The following is a 21,419-nucleotide window of genomic DNA, read 5'->3' on the forward strand; positions in this document are numbered from 1 at the left end:
TGATGACATCGGACAACTATGATGCGGAGTAAAGGAAAAATAACGGCATGGAATGACGACAGAGGTTTTGGCTTTTTGATACCCAATACTGGAGGCAAACAGGTTTTCATTCATATCAAGGCGTTCAATCATCGCAATCGCCGCCCTGAAATTGGCCAAATAGTCACCTACACCCTCTCAACAGACAAGCAAGGCAGGCCCTGCGCAACTCAAGCCATCTTGGCAGGCGATAGAGGTCAAATAGGTAAGCGATCCAGGTCTGGTGTTTTTTCCATACTGTTCGCTGTTGTTTTTCTGGCCGTTGTTGGGCTCTCAGCCGCCACAGCCAGAACACCCCTTCCAATATTCGCACTTTACCTGGCTGTCAGTATTTTTACGTTCATCCTATATGCGCTAGATAAGTCGGCCGCTAAGAGTGGCGCATGGAGAACCGAAGAGCGAACTCTGCATTTGTTATCACTTGCCGGAGGCTGGCCCGGGGCACTCATTGCACAACAGCGACTCCGACATAAATCCAGCAAGCAATCCTTTCAATTTACTTTCTGGCTGACAGTATTGCTTAACTGCGCACTCTTCATGTGGATTCATACATCCACCGGTTCTGTTGTGCTAAAGTCTTTTATCAATCGAGTCATATGAGCATTCGGCCATGGATATTATTAAAAACTGGAAAGCTGTAAAAACACTTTTTCGGGCATCCTTTAAGACTTCCTTTCATTATTCGATTGCAACTGTATCTGCATCCGGTGAACCCCATGTCACACCGATTGGCTCGCTGATCCTCGGCCAACCCGGAAAGGGGTTCTATTTTGAGGAGTTCACCTCAACATTGCCAAATCACTATGCATCGAACAAGCAGATTTGTGTGCTAGCGGTCAATAGTGGGCGCTGGTTTTGGCTTAAGGCTTTGATCAAGGGAAAGTTTTCTGCTCCACCGGCTGTTCGGCTTTACGGAACGGCAGGACAACGGCGAGAAGCGACGACTACAGAAATTGCGATCTGGCAAAAACGGGTCAAGAGCGTCAGTTTCAGTAAAGGGCATGCCCTGATGTGGGCCAACATGAAGATGGTCCGTGACATTGAATTCCACAAGATTATTCCTGTCCACATAGGCGAAATGACCAGAGAAACTTGGAATGCATAAATCAGGGACAGTACATTAACTATAAAATGAGCACGCCAAGGGGATACGACCATGGAAAAACAAGCCGTCGAAACGGCCCTATCACAATTTAAAGGATCTAAGGGAAGCTATCCATTTGGGCCTGATGCGCTTGTATTTAAAGTCATGGGAAAGATGTTTGCCCTGGTATCACAAAACGAAGCAACATCCAGGGTTACCTTAAAATGCGTACCAAGCGAAGGGGAAGTGCTGGTCAGCCAGTTTGAGTCGGTCATTCCTGGCTACTACATGAATAAAAAACACTGGATAACCATTTCACTCTCTGGGGATTTGGCTGATGAGCTACTTGTAGAGCTATTAGAAAAATCCTATGAGTTGGTGGTCAGCAAGTTACCCAAGGCCGATAAAAAGCAGCTGAATGATGAAGTCGACCCAGCCACCTGATAGCCGCTAAAGACGTCGTCGATATCGCCTCAGATCAACGCCACACTCATGATAGTTGGCTTTTTACAATGAGTCGTCATCGATATTCTAATGGGCATATTGGCTATTGATAGTGGAAACTGGATGATTGCAGTAACCACTGCCGCGTTAGGTTTTACAGTCATACTCCTTCTGATCTTCGGCGCTTATCGAACAACATGACGCAAAGCAGCAAAAAAACTCGACAGCACAGCCATCAGCCACTACATTTAACCACTGGCATTGACCCGGGTATTTTGCAGTGATGATGACTCCAGTTCCTGATAGCGATCAGAAGCATGCTGTTGCTAATCTGAGCAATCTCTATCGAATTTTTACCGTACAGGAATCCCCTGACACCACGCTTGGAAAGATTGATCAAGAAATCTCCCAGAATCTGGTCGGCTTCCTAGGTAACCGGATTGTTGCCACAGAGAAAGATCTGGCATTGATCGAGCAGGATTTCTCATCCCCGCAGATACCAGAACAACCCACCTTTGTCTCTGATTACACAGAGTTTCTGATGGATACTTTAGTGGCCCAGTCGGTGCATACCGCATCGCCCGGTTTTGTCGGGCACATGACCACAGCCCTGCCCAGTTTCATGCTACCGCTCTCTCGCATCATGACTGCGCTGAACCAGAATCTGGTCAAGATTGAGACCTCCAAGGCCTTCACGCCGATGGAGCGCCAGGTGTTGGGTATGCTGCACGCCCTGATCTATAACAATGATGACACCTACTACCAGACCTGGATGCACAACGCCGACAGTGCGCTGGGCGCATTCTGTTCTGGCGGTACATTGGCCAATATTACCGCACTTTGGGTCGCCAGAAACAAACTGTTCCCCGCCTGCGAAGGCTTTCGTGGTATTGCCCGTGAGGGATTCCATAAGGCACTCAAACATTACAACTGCGAGGGTGTCGCCGTTCTGATCTCCAAACGGGGACACTATTCATTCGGCAAGGCGGCTGATGTCCTGGGTATTGGCCGTGATTCTATTGTCGCGATACCAACCGATTCGGATAACAAGATCGACATCGATCAACTACTGAGTACCATTAAGCAGTTAAAGCAACAAGGCATCAAGATATTAAGTCTTGTGGGTATTGCCGGCACAACAGAAACCGGCAACGTAGATCCACTGGATCGATTGGCTGATATCGCCGCCGATGAAGGGTGCTATCTTCATGTAGATGCGGCCTGGGGTGGCCCGACCCTCTTCTCATCCACGAATAAACAACTTCTGAAAGGAATTGAGCGAGCCGATTCTGTAACGATTGACGCGCATAAACAGATGTATGTACCGATGGGCGCCGGCATGGTTTTGTTCAAAAACCCTGCTTCGCTCGCCAGTATTGAACATCACGCCGAGTATATCCTACGTAAAGGTTCCAAGGATCTGGGTAGCCATACGCTGGAGGGCTCACGACCTGGCACCGCCATGCTGGTTCACTCCGCACTGAATATTATCGGGCGCAAAGGTTATGAACTGCTCATTGACAAGGGTATTGCCACGGCAAGCAATTTCGCTGATCTGATTGAGGCCTCCGGTGATTTTGAACTGATCACACGGCCAGAACTCAACCTACTCACTTATCGCTATGTACCGAAACGTATCCAGCAGGCACTGAAATCTGTTGATACCGAGAAACGCGCTTCAATCAATAGTGAACTGAACAAGCTGACGAAACAGATCCAAAAGAGCCAGCGTGCCTCTGGCATCTCTTTTGTTTCGAGAACACGGCTTACACCCACACGTTATAGCGGTGATACCATCACGGTTTTCCGTGTTGTGCTCGCCAATCCACTCACCACACCTGAGATCCTTACCGAGATATTAAAAGAACAGAAGCAAATCGCTATTGATGATGAACTGACCACTGAGATACTCGCTCGGATTGAGCAACTCATTGCTACCTAGAATGGCGGCAACTTCTCCTCATTGAGGATTCTCTTTGCAAAACCAGTGCAGTCTCTATTACATTAACGGAATAAGCAGTACGCAGGGAGAAGTCATGAAGAGAATATTAGGCATCGTCATAGTCGCACTCAGCATAGGGCAGGTTCAGGCCGATGCACTCGCTGATCGGGCAAAACAGATCGTCAATGAGAAGTGTTATCTCTGCCACGGCGCAGAGGGCGAGAGTTCCAGCGCCATCTATCCTCGGCTTGCCGGACAACATGCAGAATATATTGCCAAGCAGCTTGCCGACTTCAAGGCAGGACGTCGAAAAGGCACCATGAATGAGATGGCCGCTGATCTGACGCCTGAGGAGATGACGGCCCTGGGTAACTATTTTGCCGCCAAGCCGCCACAAGCACATCGTGTCAGGGACAAAGAATTTGAGGCCGTTGGTGCCTATCTCTACCACAAGGGCAATTCATACTCCGGTGTGGCGGCATGCAAAAGCTGTCACGGAGAGGAAGGCAAGGGCACGCACAACCTGCCCCGTCTTGCCGGACAGCATAAACGTTATCTGGTCAGTCAGTTGCAGGATTTCAACAAACGCGCCCGAACCAATGATAATGCTGTCATGCACTCCATTGCCTCCAAGCTCACTGAGTTTGAAATTCAGGCACTGGCCAATTACATCAGCGGCATGAACTAATCCTGAGCGATGGGTTCGTCTGCCAGCCTTGGGTAGTCGGTATAGCCTTTTGCACCACCGCCGTAGAGCGTCTGTTTATCCAGACTCTGCAGCGGGGCATCTTTGACGAGCCGCTCCACCAGATCAGGATTTGAAATAAACTTACGCCCAAAGGCTACGAGCGCATTCGGGTCGGATTCCGTCAACTGCAGGGCCACCTCACGGGTATAACCGTTATTGGCAATATAGGTACCGCTGTATCGTTCCCGCAGTTTTCTGAAGTCGAATGAGGGCTCGTAATCCCTGGAGGACATTGTCGCGCCTTCGATGATATGCAGATAGACGGGACTGAGTCGTTCGAGTTGATCTATCACATAGCTGAACAGTGCCCAGTTATCTGAATTGCTGACGCCGTTTGCCGGGCTGACCGGTGAAAGCCTTATCCCAACTCGATCCGTTCCAGCTTCCGCAATCACAGCGGTCATCACCTCCAGAAGAAAGCGTGCCCGATTTTCGATGGAACCACCGTATTGGTCGGTTCGATGATTCGATCCATTACGCAAAAATTGATCAATCAGGTAACCATTTGCCGCATGAATTTCCACACCATCAAACCCGGCCACCAGTGCATTCTCCGTAGCCCGTCGGTAATCGTCCACTATGCCTGGAATCTCGTGCAGACCCAACGCTCTCGGCTCCGAGGCAGAAACAAATTCTCCATCCACGAATGTCATGGCATCTGCACATATGGCAGAGGGTGCAACCGGCTGTCCACCCTCAGGCTGTAGTGCACGGTGAGAGACACGTCCCACATGCCAGAGTTGAAGGAAAATGACCCCTCCCTGTTGATGCACCGCATCGGTTACCAGCCGCCACCCCTCGATCTGTGCCGGACTATAGATTCCCGGCGTATCTTGATAACCCATCCCCTGTTGGGATATCTGCGAGGCCTCAGCAATAATCAGACCCGCCGTGGCACGTTGCGCATAATATGTTGCCATAAGGGGTGTCGCTACGTGCCCATCACCTGCCCTGCTTCGGGTAAGCGGCGCCATGACGATTCGATTGGCAAGTGTCAGATCGCCTAGGCGTAGCGGATTAAAGAGGGGGTAGTGAGTATTCAATTTGATTTCATCCATAACCGACTGCCATACGGCTTAGGCGTAAAATCATACCAACAAATAGGCTTTGGGCCACGAGGTATTCGTTGGATTTTACCAGCAGCATGATAGGCCAGGTCGCTATTCACAACCCAACCTATCTTGCACCGTTATGCGCTCCGCTATTATTTCTTCTTTCGATACGCTTTATGGCACCCGCCACAGGTCTTAGCCGTTTTGCCAAATTGTGCCTTCATGGCCGCTTCATCACCCATCGCCGCTACACGTTGCAGCTCAGCGGCCTCCTTCTGAAGTACCTGATATTTTGACTTAAAATCATCCCAATTCTGCCAGATCTTCGGGAGCGCTTCGGTATCCTCATCGGATCCTTCTGGAAAACCCTCCGTTACATCGAGACGCGTGGCATTGGCAAGACCCTCTGCTCGACTACTAAACAAGGCTGCATCAAAGGGTATTTTGTCCTTCGCCATAGCCCCCATAGGCTGAAGATACCACTTGAAAGTGGTCATAACAGATTCCCTGAAATCGATTGCCCCCTGTATAGATTCGGAAGCGATCAGGGAGGCACTGTAGCAGAGACTCCCTGTGAGACAGGAAGCTAGCAGGGATTGGGTAAACCACTTTTTCATTTTTGGCACTCCATTAACTCATTAACGAAAGGGTTATTTGCTTATAATATTTTTACTCGTCATCACTGTAGTCACAGCATGCAATGATGTTATTCCATCGATATTGATTATAGTTTGGAAAAAATAAATATTTCCAGTGATGACTACAAGAGTAGTGTCCTGTGTTGACTCGGAGCGGAAATAGACGAATCTTGACTAGCAGATTTGCTGAACCTTGTGTTTAGCGGCAATAAAGGCCGAGTGAGGCACATAGAGTAGTTCTGCGAGACGACGAATAACATGCTCTTCGTAGTGATGCAGTTCCCTATCCGAAAAAGCGATCAACCAAAGCTTCTCCACCAGATCAACCTTCTGATCCGCTGAATAGTGCTCATTTATAAGACGGGTAAACTGGAAGTAATCGGTAGAATCGGCATGCTCTGCTTCAGCCATAGCGAGCAATTCACTGCTTTCAGCATCGCCCAGATTAAATATACTCTTGACCGCTTCAAGCAGGGCAGCCTTCTCTTCAGGATGCTGCTGGTAATCGGACTCAGCCACCTCATAAAGCAAAACCGCCACCGCCAATTGCAGTGCATGTTGTGGATCACGCGCCATATCACTTGAAATCGGTGAAAGGTGGTTATCAAAAAACTGTTTTATTTTATGCATCATAGGAAGACCATCCCGCAGTTAATACAGGTCACTCGTTAGCGGCAAGTGGAAGCTTCAGACAAAACGCCGTGCCTACATCGATATCACTTTGGACAGTGATTTCTCCGCGATGTTTCTCAACCACAACCTTGACAAACGCCAATCCCAGGCCTGTTCCCTTCTCATCCTTATTGACCTCCATGCGTATTTGTTGGAAGGGCGCAAAAATCTTAGCTTGGTTCTCTTCCGCTATGCCTTGCCCGTGATCCCGTATGCAACACTGTACAGCATCGTCAATGTATTGAAGCCGCACAGTCACTACGGAATTTTCTGGGCTGTATCGTACCGCATTCTCAAGCAGATTGATCAGTGCCCGCTCCAAGAGTGCCGCATCGGCCTTCATCCAGGCATCCTCAACCTGTATATCACGTTCCAGCCTGATCTCTTTCTCCTTGGCCTCTGCAAATACCGCGTCAACCGCATTATGCGTAACGGAAACAAAATCCGTATCGCGGAAATTGTCAGAATCCGCATTTTCCGCCTTGGCAAGGCGTAGAAAATCGTCGGCCAACTTAAGTGCCTTGTTGGCGTAGAGACCTATTCGCTCTGCCATCTCAGTTTCAGATAATGAACCAACACCCGAGCGTTGTATCTCCAACATGGATAACATGGAAGTCAAGGGCGAACGTAGATCATGTGAAAGGAAGTTTAATGTCTGAGTGCGTCGCCGCTCACTCTCTTTCAAGAGAGAGATATCAGACAGAATGATGATCGCGCCATTAAACCGCCCGCCCGCTTCAGAGAGGGGTGAAATCTGAATCAACAGTTCACTCAGATTTTGAACACGGCCCTCCAGCGAAACGGTTTGACCGCCCACCAGTACATCCTTGAAATGGGCACTGAGTATCCCCGTACTGTTGAGTTCCAGGCGTGCCTCCAATGACTCAATATCGATGAGTGGCAACTCACTCTCAGAACCGAGCCCAAGAAAGTGGGCTGCCTGTTTGTTCGACATCACCACCTGACCACCAATATTAATAACCAGTACACCATCAACCATTTGGCGTAAAATATCCGACAGTAATCGACGTACTGAACGCAGATCTGCAATAGCCGATTGCACGCGACGCACTTGTCGCTCTACCAGCTCAACATTACCTCTTCTTTCAGGCATGTAGTTGATACCAAACTGCGCGATATATTCCGTCAACAGTTGCATCGCTGCTGTCTCTTCAAACAACGACTTACTGATCTTCAAGCCTAATTGCCAATGGGTATTGCCACGGGGTATCAAAATCCAGAACAACTCGTCTTGCCTGATCTGTCCCAGCAGTTTGAGTGCTGCAGGTGGTGTGCCCATCAGCGCTGCTTTACTCTGACTCACCACCAAACCGGTTGCATCACACAAGACCCAAGCCTCAAACTGCAGGATGTTTTGCAGAAACGAAAGACCGCCAGCTATATGCCTTGGCTCTGTGGCAAAGTGAATACTCCTCGGCTCATCACGCAGACGCGCCAACTCCTGCTCAAAATAGCGAACCGTACGCACCAACCGGCGCCAACTCCAAAGCGGAAAACCGAGTAACAGACCGATAAGGATGGCCGTCGGTGGAAACCAGAGCTGAAAGGCGTGCAGTAACAGACTACTCACCCCTAAGGTAAGTAGGAACATGATACTCACCAAAGGTAGTACCACTCTCGGCTTAACAAAAGGAAACGAGATCAATGCCAAAAACAGCACCATACCAGTAAGTTTTATCTGCCACCCCAGATCCAGGGTCTCTATGGCAATCCCACGTCGCAAGGCATCAATCAAATTGGCATTGACCTCAACCCCCGACATCGGCCTGTTATAGCCGGAGACAGGTGTTGGGATCAGATCACCCAGGCCAGGTGCGGTTGCACCAACCAATACAATCTTGCCCCTGAAGGTTTCAGCTGCATAGTCTCCCTGCAAAACACGTGTGTAGGGTATGCGATTAAAATGGCCCGGGGGACCAGCAAACGGCAGTAACACATGATAGTCACGCACAATGGACGCGCTTCCTGTAGACACAGCATCAGGATTTCGACTACCAGGAAGGGAGTCAAGCAGACGGGGATAAAGACTCTCCAATAGGGCGACACTGACGCTTGGCCAGTTAGGAGAACCAACCCCTTCTCTGAGAAAAACCCGACGGGCAATGCCATCAGGGTCAAGATCGATATCCACATGCCCAAGACCTTTAGCCGATGCAATCAGGTCTGGCATTGGCAGTGTTTCACTCAACGCCCCATTCTGTTTCAGTTGTTCGATAATAACAGGGAGAAAGACCCGATCACTGCGCGCGATCGACTCGGCCAAACGGGCATCTTCAGCAGGGTTTCGTTCGTCCGGCTCAGAAAAAAGGATATCCAGAAAAATACCCTTTGCCCCTTCTGCGGATAAGCGATCAACCAAATCGGCATGTATACCGCGTTGCCACGGCCAACGCCCCAGATCGGCAAGACTACCACTATCAATCGCTACGATAACAATATCTTCCGGTGCGGGACGCGACCAAAACTTCAGCTGAGCATCATAGAAAAGTTGATCCATGCGCCAGAGTGTTTGGGCATTCAGCGCCAGCAGTATGCCGCCGATCAAGGAAAGTGATAGCAACAGCCACGAGGGTGAAAGCAGGATGTGTCCTCTGCCTACTCGCCTAATGGATGAAACATCCTTATTCGCCATAGCCTACCAACAGTGAACACATAGAGTGGAAAACTGATCAACAATGCTGAGATTGCCCACAATTATACACAGCTTTGCCAGGCCCGGTATGGTAGGACATTCTATAATCATTTAGGGGCTACTATTCAGTTATTGGACCCGCAGTCGCTACTATCTTGAAATAGCGGAGAAAACAGAGATGGGCATAAAAACAGAGCTGGACCTATTACATAGTAGACGCACCAAGATCGTCGCCACACTGGGTCCGTCCAGTAATGACGCCGCTATTATTCGTCAATTGATTGAATCGGGTGTCAATGTCTTCAGGATGAATATGTCCCATGGAAGCCATGAGGATCATGAAGCCACCTATGAAAAAGTCCGATCGATTGCCAATGAACTGAATAATCCAATTGCCATTTTTGCTGATCTCTGTGGACCGAAGATACGTACAGGCCTGTTTAAGAATGGGCAAATCACCTTAACCACAGACAGCACCATCACTGTAACAACAAGGGATATAACCGGCGAAGCGCATCTCATCCCCTCCCAGTACAGCGCACTGGCCGATGATGTCAACCCCGGCGACCGTATTCTCCTTGATGATGGCAAGCTGGAGTTACTCGTATGTTCGATTGACGACACGGAGATCACCTGTAAAGTCACTCAAGGGGGTACGCTCAAAGATAAGAAGGGCATTAACCTACCAGGTGTCGCAGTTTCGGCGCCCTCTCTGACACAGAAAGATAAACAGGATGCCCAATTCGCCTTGAACCTTGGTGTCGATTTCCTAGCGCTTTCATTCGTCCGTACAGAAGCCGATGTGCTTCAGTTGCGAAAACTGATTGATGACGGTGGTTTCCAGTCGGGCATTATCTCAAAGTTTGAAAAACCAGAAGCATTGATCAACGCCTCTTCGATTATCAAGGTCTCTGATGCCATCATGGTGGCCCGAGGTGATCTGGGAGTCGAATTGAAGCCTGAGCAAGTACCCGTCGCTCAACGCAAACTGATTAATCGGGCACGCAATCTCAATCGCCCCGTTATTGTCGCCACGCAGATGCTGGAATCGATGATGGAAAACACCCATCCTTCACGTGCAGAGGTATCTGATATCTCACAAGCGGTTGCAGAAGGGGTGGATGCCGTCATGCTCTCTGGCGAGACAGCCGCAGGAAGCTATCCGGTACAGACAGTAAGGATGATGGCGCGCATTATCCAACAGACTGAGGCCTATCTATTTGAGGAGAATAACTTTGCCGATCTAGAACGTCACCTCAGTCAGATGGATACGCCCATCCCGTTTGGCCATGCCATTGCACATAGCACAGCAAACATGGCTAAACAGATGGAAGCGAAAGTGATCATCAGTCTCTCCAATAGTGGCATGTCTGCCGTTACCATCAGTTCAGCCAGACCCACAGTTCCACTGCTGGCTATCTCCTGCAATCCGGGCACTTATCGCCGCTTTAATCTGCAATGGGGCACCTTGCCTATTCTCGCAGAGGATGCAGGCAATACACATCCGAATAAACTGGCCCGGCGTGTTGCGCGTGATTCAGGGGCTGCACAAGAGGGCGATTTTATCGTGCTGGTACGGGGCTTCGCGTCTAATCCAAAACTGAACACACCGTCAATAACGTTGTTGACCGTTTAATTCTTCAACATACAGTGAACAGATAGGTATCGCATCTGGCTCTTGCCTATTATTTAAACAATCCACTTCCCTGCTGGTCAATCAATACCCGTGCCTTGCGCAGTGTCTCTTGAGCACAAAGTTCGCGACTGGGCAATTGATCCGCACGAATAAATTGATGGGTTTGATCGGCATACTCAATCACGCCGCGTACGCGATATTGCCCGTCTTCCAACAAAGGATCGGGTGTAATTCTAAACCCCTTATACTGCTCCGTCGGAAGAGGTGATGCTGACTGGGTTTCAGTTGAACTCACCAGCGATTTTAAAAATGTAAGAAGCCCCATGTTTTTCTCTATGCAAATAGTCGTTGAAGATAATACTCAAACTGGATTGGTATAAGCCGACTTAAGATACTCAATAAACAGCTGTATCCGGGCAGGTGTAAAACTGCGCGTGGGCCGCAAAACATACAGCCCCATGGGTGCCGTCGTATAGGCCGTCAACAAAGGGATCAATTGCGCCTTATCCAGTGCCTCCTGAACGATAAACTGTGGCAATGAGATGACCCCTACGCCCTGCAGTGCCGCATCACGCAGTAACTCTCCGTTGTTAGCACAGAATGTCCCACCGACCTCAACACTTATTGCCCCGTTATCACCCCGAAAACCCCACTCCTCTCTCAGTGTGACATTATTGTAGTGTAAACAGTTGTGCGATTTCAGATCCGCAGGAATTCGGGGCATCCCCATGCACTTTATATAGCCTGGCGAGGCACAGACTACTCGGGGCAACTCAGTAATATGGGTGGCCACGTAACTGGAATCGGTGAGAGAACCAATGCGGATAGAGAGATCAACTTGATCGGCGATGAGATCAGTAAAACGATCTTCAAGTTGAACTTGCAGACGCAGTTCAGGATGCCTCTGCAAAAAGGGCGGCAAAAGCGGCCCCAGACACTGAGTGCCAAAGCTGAGTGGCGCCGCAATACGCAGGCTACCGCTAATCGCCTGTCGATCACAATTGATTCGCTCTTCGGCCTCTTCGAGGGCCTCCAGTATGGCCGTAACATCCGCGTGGTACTGCCGCCCAGATTCCGTCAGATCAATGCGACGTGTGGTTCTGTTTAAAAGCCGTACGCCTAATTCCGCTTCGAGAGATGCAACCCGGCGGCTTATCGCCGCCGTACTGGTCTCCAACTGTTCCGCCGCCTTGTTAAAACTGCCGGAATTAACAACCGCTACAAAGCTACGCAGTGATATAAGGTCATATTGTTTCATTTTACGTAATAGTTATTTGCATTTATCACCATTTATTACCTGATAATAGATAACTAGACTCTCACTATCAACCATGGAGCACACTATGAAACAGATCAGGCGGGCGACCGAACGGGGCATAGGCCATCATGGATGGCTGGAGAGTTATTACAGCTTCTCATTCGCCAACTACTACGACCCCGCACATATGGGTGTCTCCAATCTACGTGTCATTAACGATGACCGTATCGCCCCTTCTGCGGGGTTCGGCACCCATAGTCATCGAGATATGGAGATTGTCACTTATGTATTGGATGGCGAACTTGAGCATAAGGACAGTATGGGTAATGGCTCCATAATTCGCTCAGGCGATGTGCAGCGAATGAGTGCCGGCACGGGTGTGGCACATAGCGAATACAATCCGTCGGATACAAACCGTGTTCATTTGTTACAGATCTGGCTACAACCCAATAAACAAGGGGTGAAACCCACCTATACACAACAGCATTTCCCACTGAATGAGCGTAAGGGAGTATTGAAACTACTGATCTCACCCGATGGTCGTGAGGGCTCCATTGCGACTCACCAGGAAGGCCTGCTGTATAGCACACTCCTGGAGAAGGGAGCGTCAGTCACCTATTTGCAATCAAGCGAACGTATAGTCTATGTGCATATTGCTAAAGGAGAAGCAGTCGTCAATGGCGAGCCGCTTCAGGCCGGAGATGCCATCATCCTTACAGATGAATTGAATACCGAATTAACGGGTGTCAATCAGGCCGAAATACTGCTTTTTGATTTACCTCGATAAAAAGGACAAAGCGGATGAATAACAATAAGTCGGGTGAATTTGTGCGTTGGGAATCCCAATTTAGAAACTGGGTAACACCTAGTGGCGATGCAGGACCAAGTGGTACGGCAGGATTCAAGGCAGAGCCAGGGCGTTATCATCTCTATATCTCCCATGCCTGCCCGTGGGCCCATCGAACAATGATCTTTCGAAAGCTTAAAGGCCTGGAAAAGATCATCTCTGTTTCGGTAGTCAATCCAGTGATGCCCCAAGAGAGCTGGAACTTCGGTGCTTATCCAGGCGCCACCGTTGATCATGTACATGGTTATCAGACACTGGCCCAACTCTATGAACGCGTTGCTCCGGGTTATACCGGTGTAGTGACTGTTCCCGTGTTGTATGACAAACAGCAAGACCAGATCGTCAATAACGAATCCTCTGAAATCATCCGTATGCTTAACAGTGCATTCAACGCTTGGGGAGATGTTAAGATTGATCTCTACCCCCCTGCACTTCAGACAGACATCAATACGATCAATGCCTTTGTGTATGATCACATCAACAACGGCGTTTATAAAACGGGGTTTGCCAAGAGTCAGCAGGCCTATGAATACGCCTTTGATCAACTGTTTACTGCATTGGATGAACTGGAGGCGCGACTTAATTCACAACGCTATCTGCTAGGCGATCAGATCACCGAAGCGGACTGGCGACTGTTCCCAACCCTCGTGCGTTTTGATCCGGTGTATTACAGTCACTTTAAATGCAATCGTCAGCGCATAATCGACTACCCAAATCTTTGGGCCTACTTGCGCTCACTCTATCAACAGCCGGGGATAGCAGAAACCGTGAATATGGCCCACATTAAAACCCACTATTACACCAGCCATCCCTTCCTGAACCCGAGTGGTATCATCCCAAAAGGGCCTGATATTGATTTTATGTCACAAGAAGGAATGGAGCAGTATTGTTAAGGGTATCCTGGCTAAATCACCGTTAAAGACTGGATATCAGTGCGCATTTGGCAAGCATCCAGAAACACCCCATGGTGGGGCGTTTCTGTTTGGGATTAGTAAATTGGATCGCATAATCCCTTCACAATTTAAATGCTGCCAATTTCAACTGCATGGTCTCTTCCATTGACTCTTGCTGCTGTACCCTGCTGGAGATTTCAGCAATATCATTTAAATTGGCCTGGGAGTGCTGATTCACTTGCGATACACAATCCACGATTTGTGCGTTCTTTTGCTGGGACAAGGTGGAGGCCTTCACGGTATGTTCCATCTGACTGGATGCAGAAGCCGCATCACCCGTTGCCGCATGGATCAACTCGATAGTGCTCTCCATACTGCTCATGACACCATCCAACAACAGGGTCTGACTCTCCATTTTTTTGGTCGACGTCGTCACTGACGAAGTGATATCTGCAATGATCTTGTGAATCTCTTCAAGACTTTGCTGAGTGCGCACAGCCAGCCCACGCACTTCATCTGCGACCACAGCAAACCCACGACCCTGCTCTCCAGCACGCGCCGCCTCAATGGCTGCATTGAGCGCCAACAGATTGGTCTGTTCCGCAATACTGCTGACTACCGTCAAAACCCCTTTAACCTGATCGGTGTTATTTGAAAGTTGAGCAATCTCGCTTACCAGTTCCGTATTACTGTCCGAGTAACGTCGCAGCTTGTCACCAAAGTCACTGATACCCTGCTTGGAATTATTCAGATTCGTACTCACCTGTCTAATCAATGCCTGACTCTGCTCGGCATCCACCACCAGGCTATCGGTGATCTGGTCGAGCTCGGCCAATTCATTATGTGCCCGTTGAATCAGCGTTGCGATACTGTTGATGCGGCCGTTAATTTCACCGGTCATACGATTAATATCATGCACGGCATTCTTATTTGAACTGGCAAACTGTTTTGTCTCAAGCAGGGCAGAGCGGATACTGTTTCTGAAATTTTCAATGACGGATAACACCTCACCCAGTTCCGTATTGAAATTGGCATTAACCCGACATTCTTGTGAGAGATCTCGTTTGGAAAAATTCTCCATATATTTGGACATCTGCTTAAGGGCATCGACCCCCCAACGCTTTTCATCCAGATCATGTACCAGGACCACAGCCGCAACGACCAGCTGGATTGTCATTGACCAGACATTTTCGGTCAGTAGCAGCGCATTGGCCACTAGGATGATGATGCCGACCCAATGGATACTGCGCATGCGTAAAAAAAGAGATTTCATATTGCTTTTATTCCTTGCATTAATCGTCGGCGTGGCTCACTCAGACAAGATGGACAACCCATGGGAAAACACTCCAGGCTTAAATAACCGCAGTTATAAAAACTTCCATAAGCGCGTTACAAATAACAATCAGTTTATCGGGCGCCAAACAAAAAAACTTTAGTCAAAAAAGGCGAATTGATTGCATATAACGACACACAAGCGACATAAATCATAACACTACACCCCGAACGATCATTTCGGGGTGTATTACAGAGATTCAGTATCCCTTGACCCGATAAAACAGAGCAAAAAGCACGGGTATTACGATGAGCGTAAGCAGGGTGGCAAAACCCAGTCCAAACATGATGGTAACGGCCATGGGCTGAAAAAACACATCCCCCAGCAGCGGCACCATACCCAGTATGGTCGTCAGTGCCGCCATGCTGACTGGTCTAAGACGACTGATCGCAGCATCGGTAATAGCCTGCAACCAGGGCTGCTTGAGTTCTTCTTGTAACCGCTTGATCTCTTCAATCAATACAATACCGTTCTTCAATTGCATGCCAATCAGACTGAGCACAGCCAGCAGGGCCATAAAACTGAACGGAGAATCTGTACTCAGAAGACCCAGCGTCACACCAATGATCGATAGCGGCACGGTAATCCACACCACCAGCGTCTGGCGGGCCGACTTAAACAGAATAACCGTCATCACCACCATCACCAAAAGCCCGAGTGGCACAAAGGCAAATACGGCCACATTGGCCTTCTGCTGCGCTTCATATTCACCGCCCCACATCAGACTGTATTCTGCAGGCAGTGGTATCGCTTCAACCTGACTGCGCAGTTTGGCATGCAAGGCTGCCGGCATCATGCCATCCACTGGATCCGCCAGCACGGCCAACGTTCGCTTGCGATCGCGTCTTTTAATCAGCGGATCCGTCCACTCCAGATCAATCTGCTTAACCACTTGCCCAATATTCACATAGGCTTGTCGAGCGGGGCTATAGACCTGTATATCCTGTAGCTGTGTGACGGTATTGCGCTCCGCTTCAGGGGGACGCACCACAATCGGCAGCAGCTTGCTGCCTTGACGATAAAGCCCTACTGTCTGGCCTTGCACATTCATGGCAAGGGCCTGCTCCAGATCTCGTTTGCTAATGCCCAGTCGACGTCCCTCTGCTTCATCAAACAGTGGTCGTAAAACTTTGGTCCGCTGCCGCCAATCCTGCCGGACATTGATGGCGTCTGGCTCAGCATCAAACAGTGCCTTAACCTGCGAACCCAACTGGCGCAGTACCACAGGGTCCGGTCCTATCAGCCGCGCCTCCACCTTGGCCTTGGTTCCCGGACCTAACTCAAAACGCTGGAACTTGCTAAATGCCTGGGGAAACTGATCCGTCAATATCCCTTTCAGCTGAGCCATTGCGGGGGCTATTTGATCAAACGCCCTGACCTCAACAATAACCTGCGCATAACTCGGATAGGAGAGTTCTGGAGCATAGGTGAGCATGAAACGTTCGGCGCCCCTACCCAAGGTGGTTGTCACCTGGGTCACTTCTGGAATCTCCATAATCTGTTGTTCAAGTGCAGAAAGATCCTGATTCACCGCACGGATATCACTCCCCTCTGGCAACCAATATTCGACCATAAACATCGGCAAGGAACTGGCAGGGAAAAAGGCCTGCTTCACCTGCCCGAAACCGATCACCGCCGCTATCAGTGCAGCGCTCATCAGAGCAATGGTGCTCCAACGATAGTGTAGCGACAGATGCAGAATTGAACGGTAAGTCTGGTAAGCAATCCCCTTATAGGGTTGCACATCATGCTCTGCTTCCAGCTCCACTTCCTTGAACATCAGGTAACAAAAAAAGGGCGTCAGTGTCACTGCAAACACCCAACTTAGAAAAAGTGAGATGAGCAGTACCCAGAACAGACTGCCAGTAAACTCACCACTGGCATCCGGCGAGAGTCCAATGGGGGCAAATGCGGCAATGGCAATAACCGTTGCACCTAATAATGGCCAACGGGTGTGATTTACAATGGTCAGTGCGGCCTGCATACGGGTCATACCCCGCTTTAGGCTGATCATAATACCTTCAGTGATTACAATGGCATTATCGACCAACATACCCAGCGCAATGATTAGCGCACCCAGGGAGATGCGATGCAGCTCAATATCAAAGATCAACATCAGGATAAAAGTCCCAAGAATGGTCAGCAGCAAAACACCGCTCATTAACACGCCAGGACGCAAACCCATAGTGAACAGCAATACCAGCACCACAATGACAACGGCTTGGCCCAGCCCCACCAGGAAGGCATTTACTGATGCCTCAACCTGGCCTGGTTGATCATAGATGCGGCTAATCTCCATCCCTACAGGTCGTTGATCATCTAACGCCCTTAATCGTGCATCGATAGCCTGTCCTACTTGAACGACATTAACTCCGGTTGAAAATGATACGGCCAATGTCAGTGCTGGCTTGCCATTGAAACGATAGAGATGTTGTGGCGGATCTGCATAACCCTGAGTGATTTGGGCAACATCTTTGAGATAGACCAACTGTCCACCCACATTCCCCAGTAATAAATTTTCCAGACTACTCAGACCTACCTCATTGCTACTACGAGGACTGATACGTATTGATTCACTGCCGACACGTACAGAACCTGCATCAACCACCAGATTATGGGCACTCAATAGATTCTGAATATCACTCATTGAGAATCCGCTTGCCGAAACCTTTGAGCGATCTACCTCAATAAAGACCTGCTCGGTAAGACGCCCTCCCACATTGACTTTCCCCACTCCCGGAACCAATACCAGCTCACGACGCAGGTAATCAGTGTACTCCGCCAACGTTTCATAGCTGTAACCCTCCCCAGTAATCGCCATAAAGGCACCAAACACATCACCGAAATCGTCGATGATCCGGGGCGTCTGAACACCAGGGGGTAGTTGGGATTGCATATCGTTGATCTTGCGACGCATCTCATCCCAGATCTGGGCCAGATCATCCTTGCGATAGGTGCTCTTCATCTCGACCATGATTTGTGATGAGCCATCACTTGAGGTCGAAGTAATGTGATCTAAATAAGCGAGTTGCTGAATAGCATTCTCTATGGGTAGAGTGACCTCCTCCTCAACCTCCTGCGCCGAAGCACCAGGGTAATCGATAAAGATCAACGCCTGTTTGATGGTAAAGGCGGGATCTTCCAGACGCCCTAATCCATTAAATGAGATTATGCCCCCGCCGATCAGTAGCAGTATCACCATCCAACTGACTGTCTTGTTTTGAATCGTATATGCGGTAATACCCATGGTTAACTACAGCCCCCGCTCTTTAACGAGTGGCTTTACCAACATCCCATCGCTCACTGCAGTGACACCCGCAGCAATAACTTGATCGGCCACTTTCAACCCCGCCGTGATCTCAATCTGCTCACCTTCAAAGCGGCCCACCTCTACCGGTGTGAGTCGGGCCTGTCCGTTTTCATCAACCCGCCAAACTGATCGTTGACCCTCTTTTTCAAATACCGCTTCCACTGGAACGAGGAGACCATTGTTGTCCGTCTCCGCAAAAAGAAGGGAAAAGTCAAGTGCAATAGTGGCGGTCATCCCCGGCAACACAGAAAAGTCTTTGATCGGTTCGAGCGTAAAGACGGCCGCATAATTACGTGTCACAGGATCGGGGACTGATTCATGTTCCTTGTGGCAAGCCCGATATGTTGTTCCTGGACGTGTACTGAAGGTAACCACACCACAATAGCTGTTTATCACCTCTGGATTATCGACAACCTTAAGTTGAGCAATCAGCGACTCGGGTACACTGAAGTGAAGATCCAGCCGGCTATTATCCTGCAATTGCAGGATGGGTAACTTGGCCTGCACAGATTGATAGTTCTCGGCACTCACTCTCGCCACAACACCATCAAACGGCGCTAGCAATCGGGTATAGGCGAGATTATCCCGAGCCTGATCAAGTGATGCCTTGGCAGAACGCATTTCTGCCACCGCTTGGTCATATTGCAATTGACTGGCGATCTTTTTCTTCAACAATGCGCTGGCCTGGTCATGCTGTATCTTCGCCAGTTCATAACGTGCCTCCTGCGCAGCCAGCGTATTATTGAATTCTGCTGCATCCAGTTTTGCCAGTAGATCGCCCCGCTTTACCCGCATACCCGGGCGTGCGGGTAATTCCACCAACTGTCCACTGACACGAAAGGCAATATCGGCCTGCTGGTTGGACTCCAGTGTCCCAGGGTAGGTGCGCATAGCACTGAGTGCAGCCGATTGGACGGTAATAATTTTTGCCGGCCGTGCTTTTACTGACAACGTGACATCAATCGGCTCATCAGCTTTAGAACAAGCAGTTATAATCAGCACAGAGAAGAGCAGCGTACAAACGCCAACAAGTGATTTAAATTTCATGAGACTCTCTTTTATACATACATAAACGTATGTATAAGGTGATAAAAAAGGGTGACAAGTCACCTGAAAACCCTGGCCTTACTCTTCATAAAAAATGGGTTTGTATGAAAGAAAATATTCGCCACGCCTTTTAACATACGAACATGTATGTATAATAACGATAAATTCAAAGCATTACCAGTCAGCAGAAACAATATGGCTCGAAAAACCAAAGAAGACGCAGAACGGACATACCATGCCCTTCTGGATGCCGCTACCAAACTGTTTATTCACCAGGGCATTGCCAAAACCACACTAAACGATATCGCCACAGCAGCCGCTATGACACGGGGAGCCATCTACTGGCATTTCGACAACAAGGATGCCGTCATTCGAGCCTTATGGGAACGAAATGCCAGCACACTGCATGACGCGTTTACCACAGAACTTAAGCACCTTGATCGTGATGACCCTGCAGAGCATTTCCGGCGCATTATGAAAGAGCTGGTCCAGAGCGTGGTGAATCAGCCCGAATTGGGGCAAGCCATACGCATTGTCATGCACAGCGTTGAATTCACGGATGAGCAGACCGAGCTACAGCGTTTTCTTAATGCCAAACATGTAGAGCTTCATAGCACCATGGAGCAGGCATTCGCAACGCTGAAAAAGCGCAAAGCACTGAAAACTTCACTATCTTCAACACTCCTCAGCCAAGGATTCATGAGCTATCTACTGGGATTGATTCATATCTACCTGGAACCCGGCATTAAAAAGCTGGATCTGAAAAAGAGCGGCGATCAACTCCTGGATCTTTTTCTTGATCCCATCCTGGCAAGAACCGAGTAAGCTGGGGCATGGCTGAACTCTTGTGGTATCACTATTTATTGATTGCGCTGATCTTTGTCTGGAGTGGATTCGTTCGCTCAGGACTGGGATTTGGCGGGGCGGCACTTTCACTTCCGTTCCTTTTGTTGATTGATAATAATCCGCTGATTTTTCTGCCCATCATTGCCATCCATTTACTGGTATTCTCATCATCGACCGTGGTGATAAGCGCCATTAATAACCGGAACATAGGAGGTACAAGCACCCCCTTCGGTGCGGGAATAAACTGGCACTACCTGCGCTATGCACTGCTTATTATGATCATCCCTAAACTGTTGGGGGTGTTCGGGTTGATTACCCTGCCCGCCACACTGATGAGCAGCATCATTTTTACCATTGTCTCAATCTACGCTATTGGCTACATACTGAATCGCCCTTTCCGCAGCAATAGCAAAACTATTGACGCCCTATTCCTGATGCTTGGAGGTTATATCAGCGGCTCTTCATTGATTGGCGCACCGCTAATTATTGCCGTGTTCGCTAACCATGTGGATAAGCATCAATTGCGGGATACGCTGTTTGTCCTTTGGTTTATCCTGGTCACCATCAAAATGACTGCCTTCATCACCGTCGGCATTGATCTGCAACTGATTCACCAACTGTGGTTGCTCCCTTGCGCCACCATTGGTCATCTGATTGGATTGCGTTTTCACAAAAAAATGTTAACAGCAGACTCCCCGCTCTTCTTTCGGGTACTCGGTACGGCATTGCTGGTCATCAGTATGATTGGCCTTGTCAAAGGCCTACTTTGATAGCGAATAATCCCCTAAGCACCGTCGCCTGACTTGACCAGCAAAAACCTCATCCGGTCATACTAGAGAATCCCCGGATAACCCGGTCTATAATTCAAAGCAACCATACTCACTGATGGCATTGAACCATCACGGCTCTACTCACGACTCAAGGTTACATATTCCAACCGCTGTGGTAACCACAGCAGTTCTGCTCTGAGAGACAGG

The 21,419-nt window shown here is 49.1% G+C and carries 19 protein-coding genes; 10 read left to right on the forward strand and 9 right to left on the reverse strand.

What is annotated here, in order from left to right:
• Positions 1 to 18 precede the first annotated feature (18 nt).
• The 5 genes from FHP88_RS03225 to FHP88_RS03245 all read left to right on the forward strand — a co-directional run bounded on the left by FHP88_RS03225 (position 19) and on the right by FHP88_RS03245 (position 4,197).
• Complete coding sequence (locus FHP88_RS03225; RefSeq protein ID WP_313957277.1) at positions 19 to 639, forward strand: DUF1294 domain-containing protein; 621 nt, start codon at positions 19 to 21, stop codon at positions 637 to 639.
• Between the two features lie 10 nt (positions 640 to 649).
• Complete coding sequence (locus tag FHP88_RS03230; protein ID WP_144357549.1) at positions 650 to 1,144, forward strand: pyridoxamine 5'-phosphate oxidase family protein; 495 nt, start codon at positions 650 to 652, stop codon at positions 1,142 to 1,144.
• 51 nt (positions 1,145 to 1,195) lie between these two features.
• Complete coding sequence (locus tag FHP88_RS03235) at positions 1,196 to 1,567, forward strand: MmcQ/YjbR family DNA-binding protein (RefSeq protein ID WP_144357550.1); 372 nt, start codon at positions 1,196 to 1,198, stop codon at positions 1,565 to 1,567.
• A gap of 283 nt (positions 1,568 to 1,850) precedes the next feature.
• Positions 1,851 to 3,509 (forward strand): pyridoxal-dependent aspartate 1-decarboxylase PanP, encoded by a 1,659-nt coding sequence (panP, locus tag FHP88_RS03240; RefSeq protein WP_260843147.1) that lies wholly within the window; start codon positions 1,851 to 1,853, stop codon positions 3,507 to 3,509.
• A gap of 94 nt (positions 3,510 to 3,603) precedes the next feature.
• A complete protein-coding gene (locus FHP88_RS03245) occupies positions 3,604 to 4,197 on the forward strand; it encodes a c-type cytochrome (protein ID WP_144357551.1) in 594 nt (197 codons plus the stop codon).
• Here FHP88_RS03245 and FHP88_RS03250 read toward each other — a convergent pair.
• From FHP88_RS03250 to FHP88_RS03265, 4 genes are all read right to left on the reverse strand, one after another.
• Positions 4,194 to 5,315, reverse strand: a complete 1,122-nt coding sequence (locus FHP88_RS03250; protein WP_144357552.1) for an alkene reductase — start codon at positions 5,313 to 5,315, stop codon at positions 4,194 to 4,196. The genes FHP88_RS03245 and FHP88_RS03250 overlap by 4 nt on opposite strands.
• A 146-nt stretch (positions 5,316 to 5,461) precedes the next feature.
• Complete coding sequence (locus tag FHP88_RS03255) at positions 5,462 to 5,926, reverse strand: c-type cytochrome (RefSeq protein ID WP_144357553.1); 465 nt, start codon at positions 5,924 to 5,926, stop codon at positions 5,462 to 5,464.
• A gap of 195 nt (positions 5,927 to 6,121) precedes the next feature.
• Positions 6,122 to 6,580 carry a TerB family tellurite resistance protein gene (locus FHP88_RS03260; protein WP_144357554.1) on the reverse strand — a complete coding sequence of 153 codons (459 nt, stop codon included), beginning with the start codon at positions 6,578 to 6,580 and terminating at the stop codon, positions 6,122 to 6,124.
• A 28-nt stretch (positions 6,581 to 6,608) separates the two neighbouring features.
• Positions 6,609 to 9,272, reverse strand: a complete 2,664-nt coding sequence (locus FHP88_RS03265) for a CHASE2 domain-containing protein (RefSeq protein WP_144357555.1) — start codon at positions 9,270 to 9,272, stop codon at positions 6,609 to 6,611.
• Positions 9,273 to 9,450: 178 nt separating this feature from the next.
• Here FHP88_RS03265 and pyk point away from each other — a divergent pair, with 178 nt between their 5' ends.
• The gene (pyk, locus tag FHP88_RS03270) at positions 9,451 to 10,908 is read left to right on the forward strand and encodes a pyruvate kinase (RefSeq protein WP_144357556.1); all 1,458 of its coding nucleotides are present in this window, start codon (positions 9,451 to 9,453) and stop codon (positions 10,906 to 10,908) included.
• Positions 10,909 to 10,957: 49 nt separating this feature from the next.
• Here pyk and FHP88_RS03275 read toward each other — a convergent pair whose 3' ends face one another.
• Complete coding sequence (locus FHP88_RS03275) at positions 10,958 to 11,233, reverse strand: HlyU family transcriptional regulator (protein ID WP_144357557.1); 276 nt, start codon at positions 11,231 to 11,233, stop codon at positions 10,958 to 10,960.
• 36 nt (positions 11,234 to 11,269) lie between these two features.
• A complete protein-coding gene (locus tag FHP88_RS03280; protein WP_144357558.1) occupies positions 11,270 to 12,166 on the reverse strand; it encodes a LysR family transcriptional regulator in 897 nt (298 codons plus the stop codon).
• Between the two features lie 85 nt (positions 12,167 to 12,251).
• Here FHP88_RS03280 and FHP88_RS03285 point away from each other — a divergent pair, with 85 nt between their 5' ends.
• Positions 12,252 to 12,953 (forward strand): pirin family protein, encoded by a 702-nt coding sequence (locus FHP88_RS03285; RefSeq protein ID WP_144357559.1) that lies wholly within the window; start codon positions 12,252 to 12,254, stop codon positions 12,951 to 12,953.
• Between the two features lie 14 nt (positions 12,954 to 12,967).
• On the forward strand, positions 12,968 to 13,906 hold the full coding sequence (locus tag FHP88_RS03290; RefSeq protein ID WP_144357560.1) for a glutathione S-transferase family protein: 939 nt from the start codon (positions 12,968 to 12,970) through the stop codon (positions 13,904 to 13,906).
• Positions 13,907 to 14,027: 121 nt separating this feature from the next.
• On the opposite strand, the gene FHP88_RS03295 is transcribed toward FHP88_RS03290, so the two are convergent.
• The 3 genes from FHP88_RS03295 to FHP88_RS03305 all read right to left on the reverse strand — a co-directional run bounded on the left by FHP88_RS03295 (position 14,028) and on the right by FHP88_RS03305 (position 19,596).
• Positions 14,028 to 15,179 carry a methyl-accepting chemotaxis protein gene (locus tag FHP88_RS03295; RefSeq protein ID WP_144357561.1) on the reverse strand — a complete coding sequence of 384 codons (1,152 nt, stop codon included), beginning with the start codon at positions 15,177 to 15,179 and terminating at the stop codon, positions 14,028 to 14,030.
• A gap of 259 nt (positions 15,180 to 15,438) precedes the next feature.
• Positions 15,439 to 18,486, reverse strand: a complete 3,048-nt coding sequence (locus tag FHP88_RS03300) for an efflux RND transporter permease subunit (protein ID WP_144357562.1) — start codon at positions 18,484 to 18,486, stop codon at positions 15,439 to 15,441.
• A 6-nt stretch (positions 18,487 to 18,492) separates the two neighbouring features.
• Positions 18,493 to 19,596 carry an efflux RND transporter periplasmic adaptor subunit gene (locus FHP88_RS03305; RefSeq protein WP_144357563.1) on the reverse strand — a complete coding sequence of 368 codons (1,104 nt, stop codon included), beginning with the start codon at positions 19,594 to 19,596 and terminating at the stop codon, positions 18,493 to 18,495.
• Between the two features lie 195 nt (positions 19,597 to 19,791).
• Between FHP88_RS03305 and FHP88_RS03310 the strand changes: the two genes are divergently transcribed.
• Positions 19,792 to 20,421, forward strand: coding sequence for a TetR family transcriptional regulator (locus tag FHP88_RS03310; RefSeq protein ID WP_186297580.1), 630 nt, complete (start codon positions 19,792 to 19,794; stop codon positions 20,419 to 20,421).
• An 8-nt stretch (positions 20,422 to 20,429) separates the two neighbouring features.
• A complete protein-coding gene (locus FHP88_RS03315) occupies positions 20,430 to 21,212 on the forward strand; it encodes a TSUP family transporter (protein ID WP_144357565.1) in 783 nt (260 codons plus the stop codon).
• Positions 21,213 to 21,419: the final 207 nt, after the last annotated feature.

It is taken from the genome of Sedimenticola selenatireducens, from assembly GCF_007625115.1.
Lineage (GTDB): Bacteria > Pseudomonadota > Gammaproteobacteria > Chromatiales > Chromatiaceae > Sedimenticola > Sedimenticola selenatireducens_A.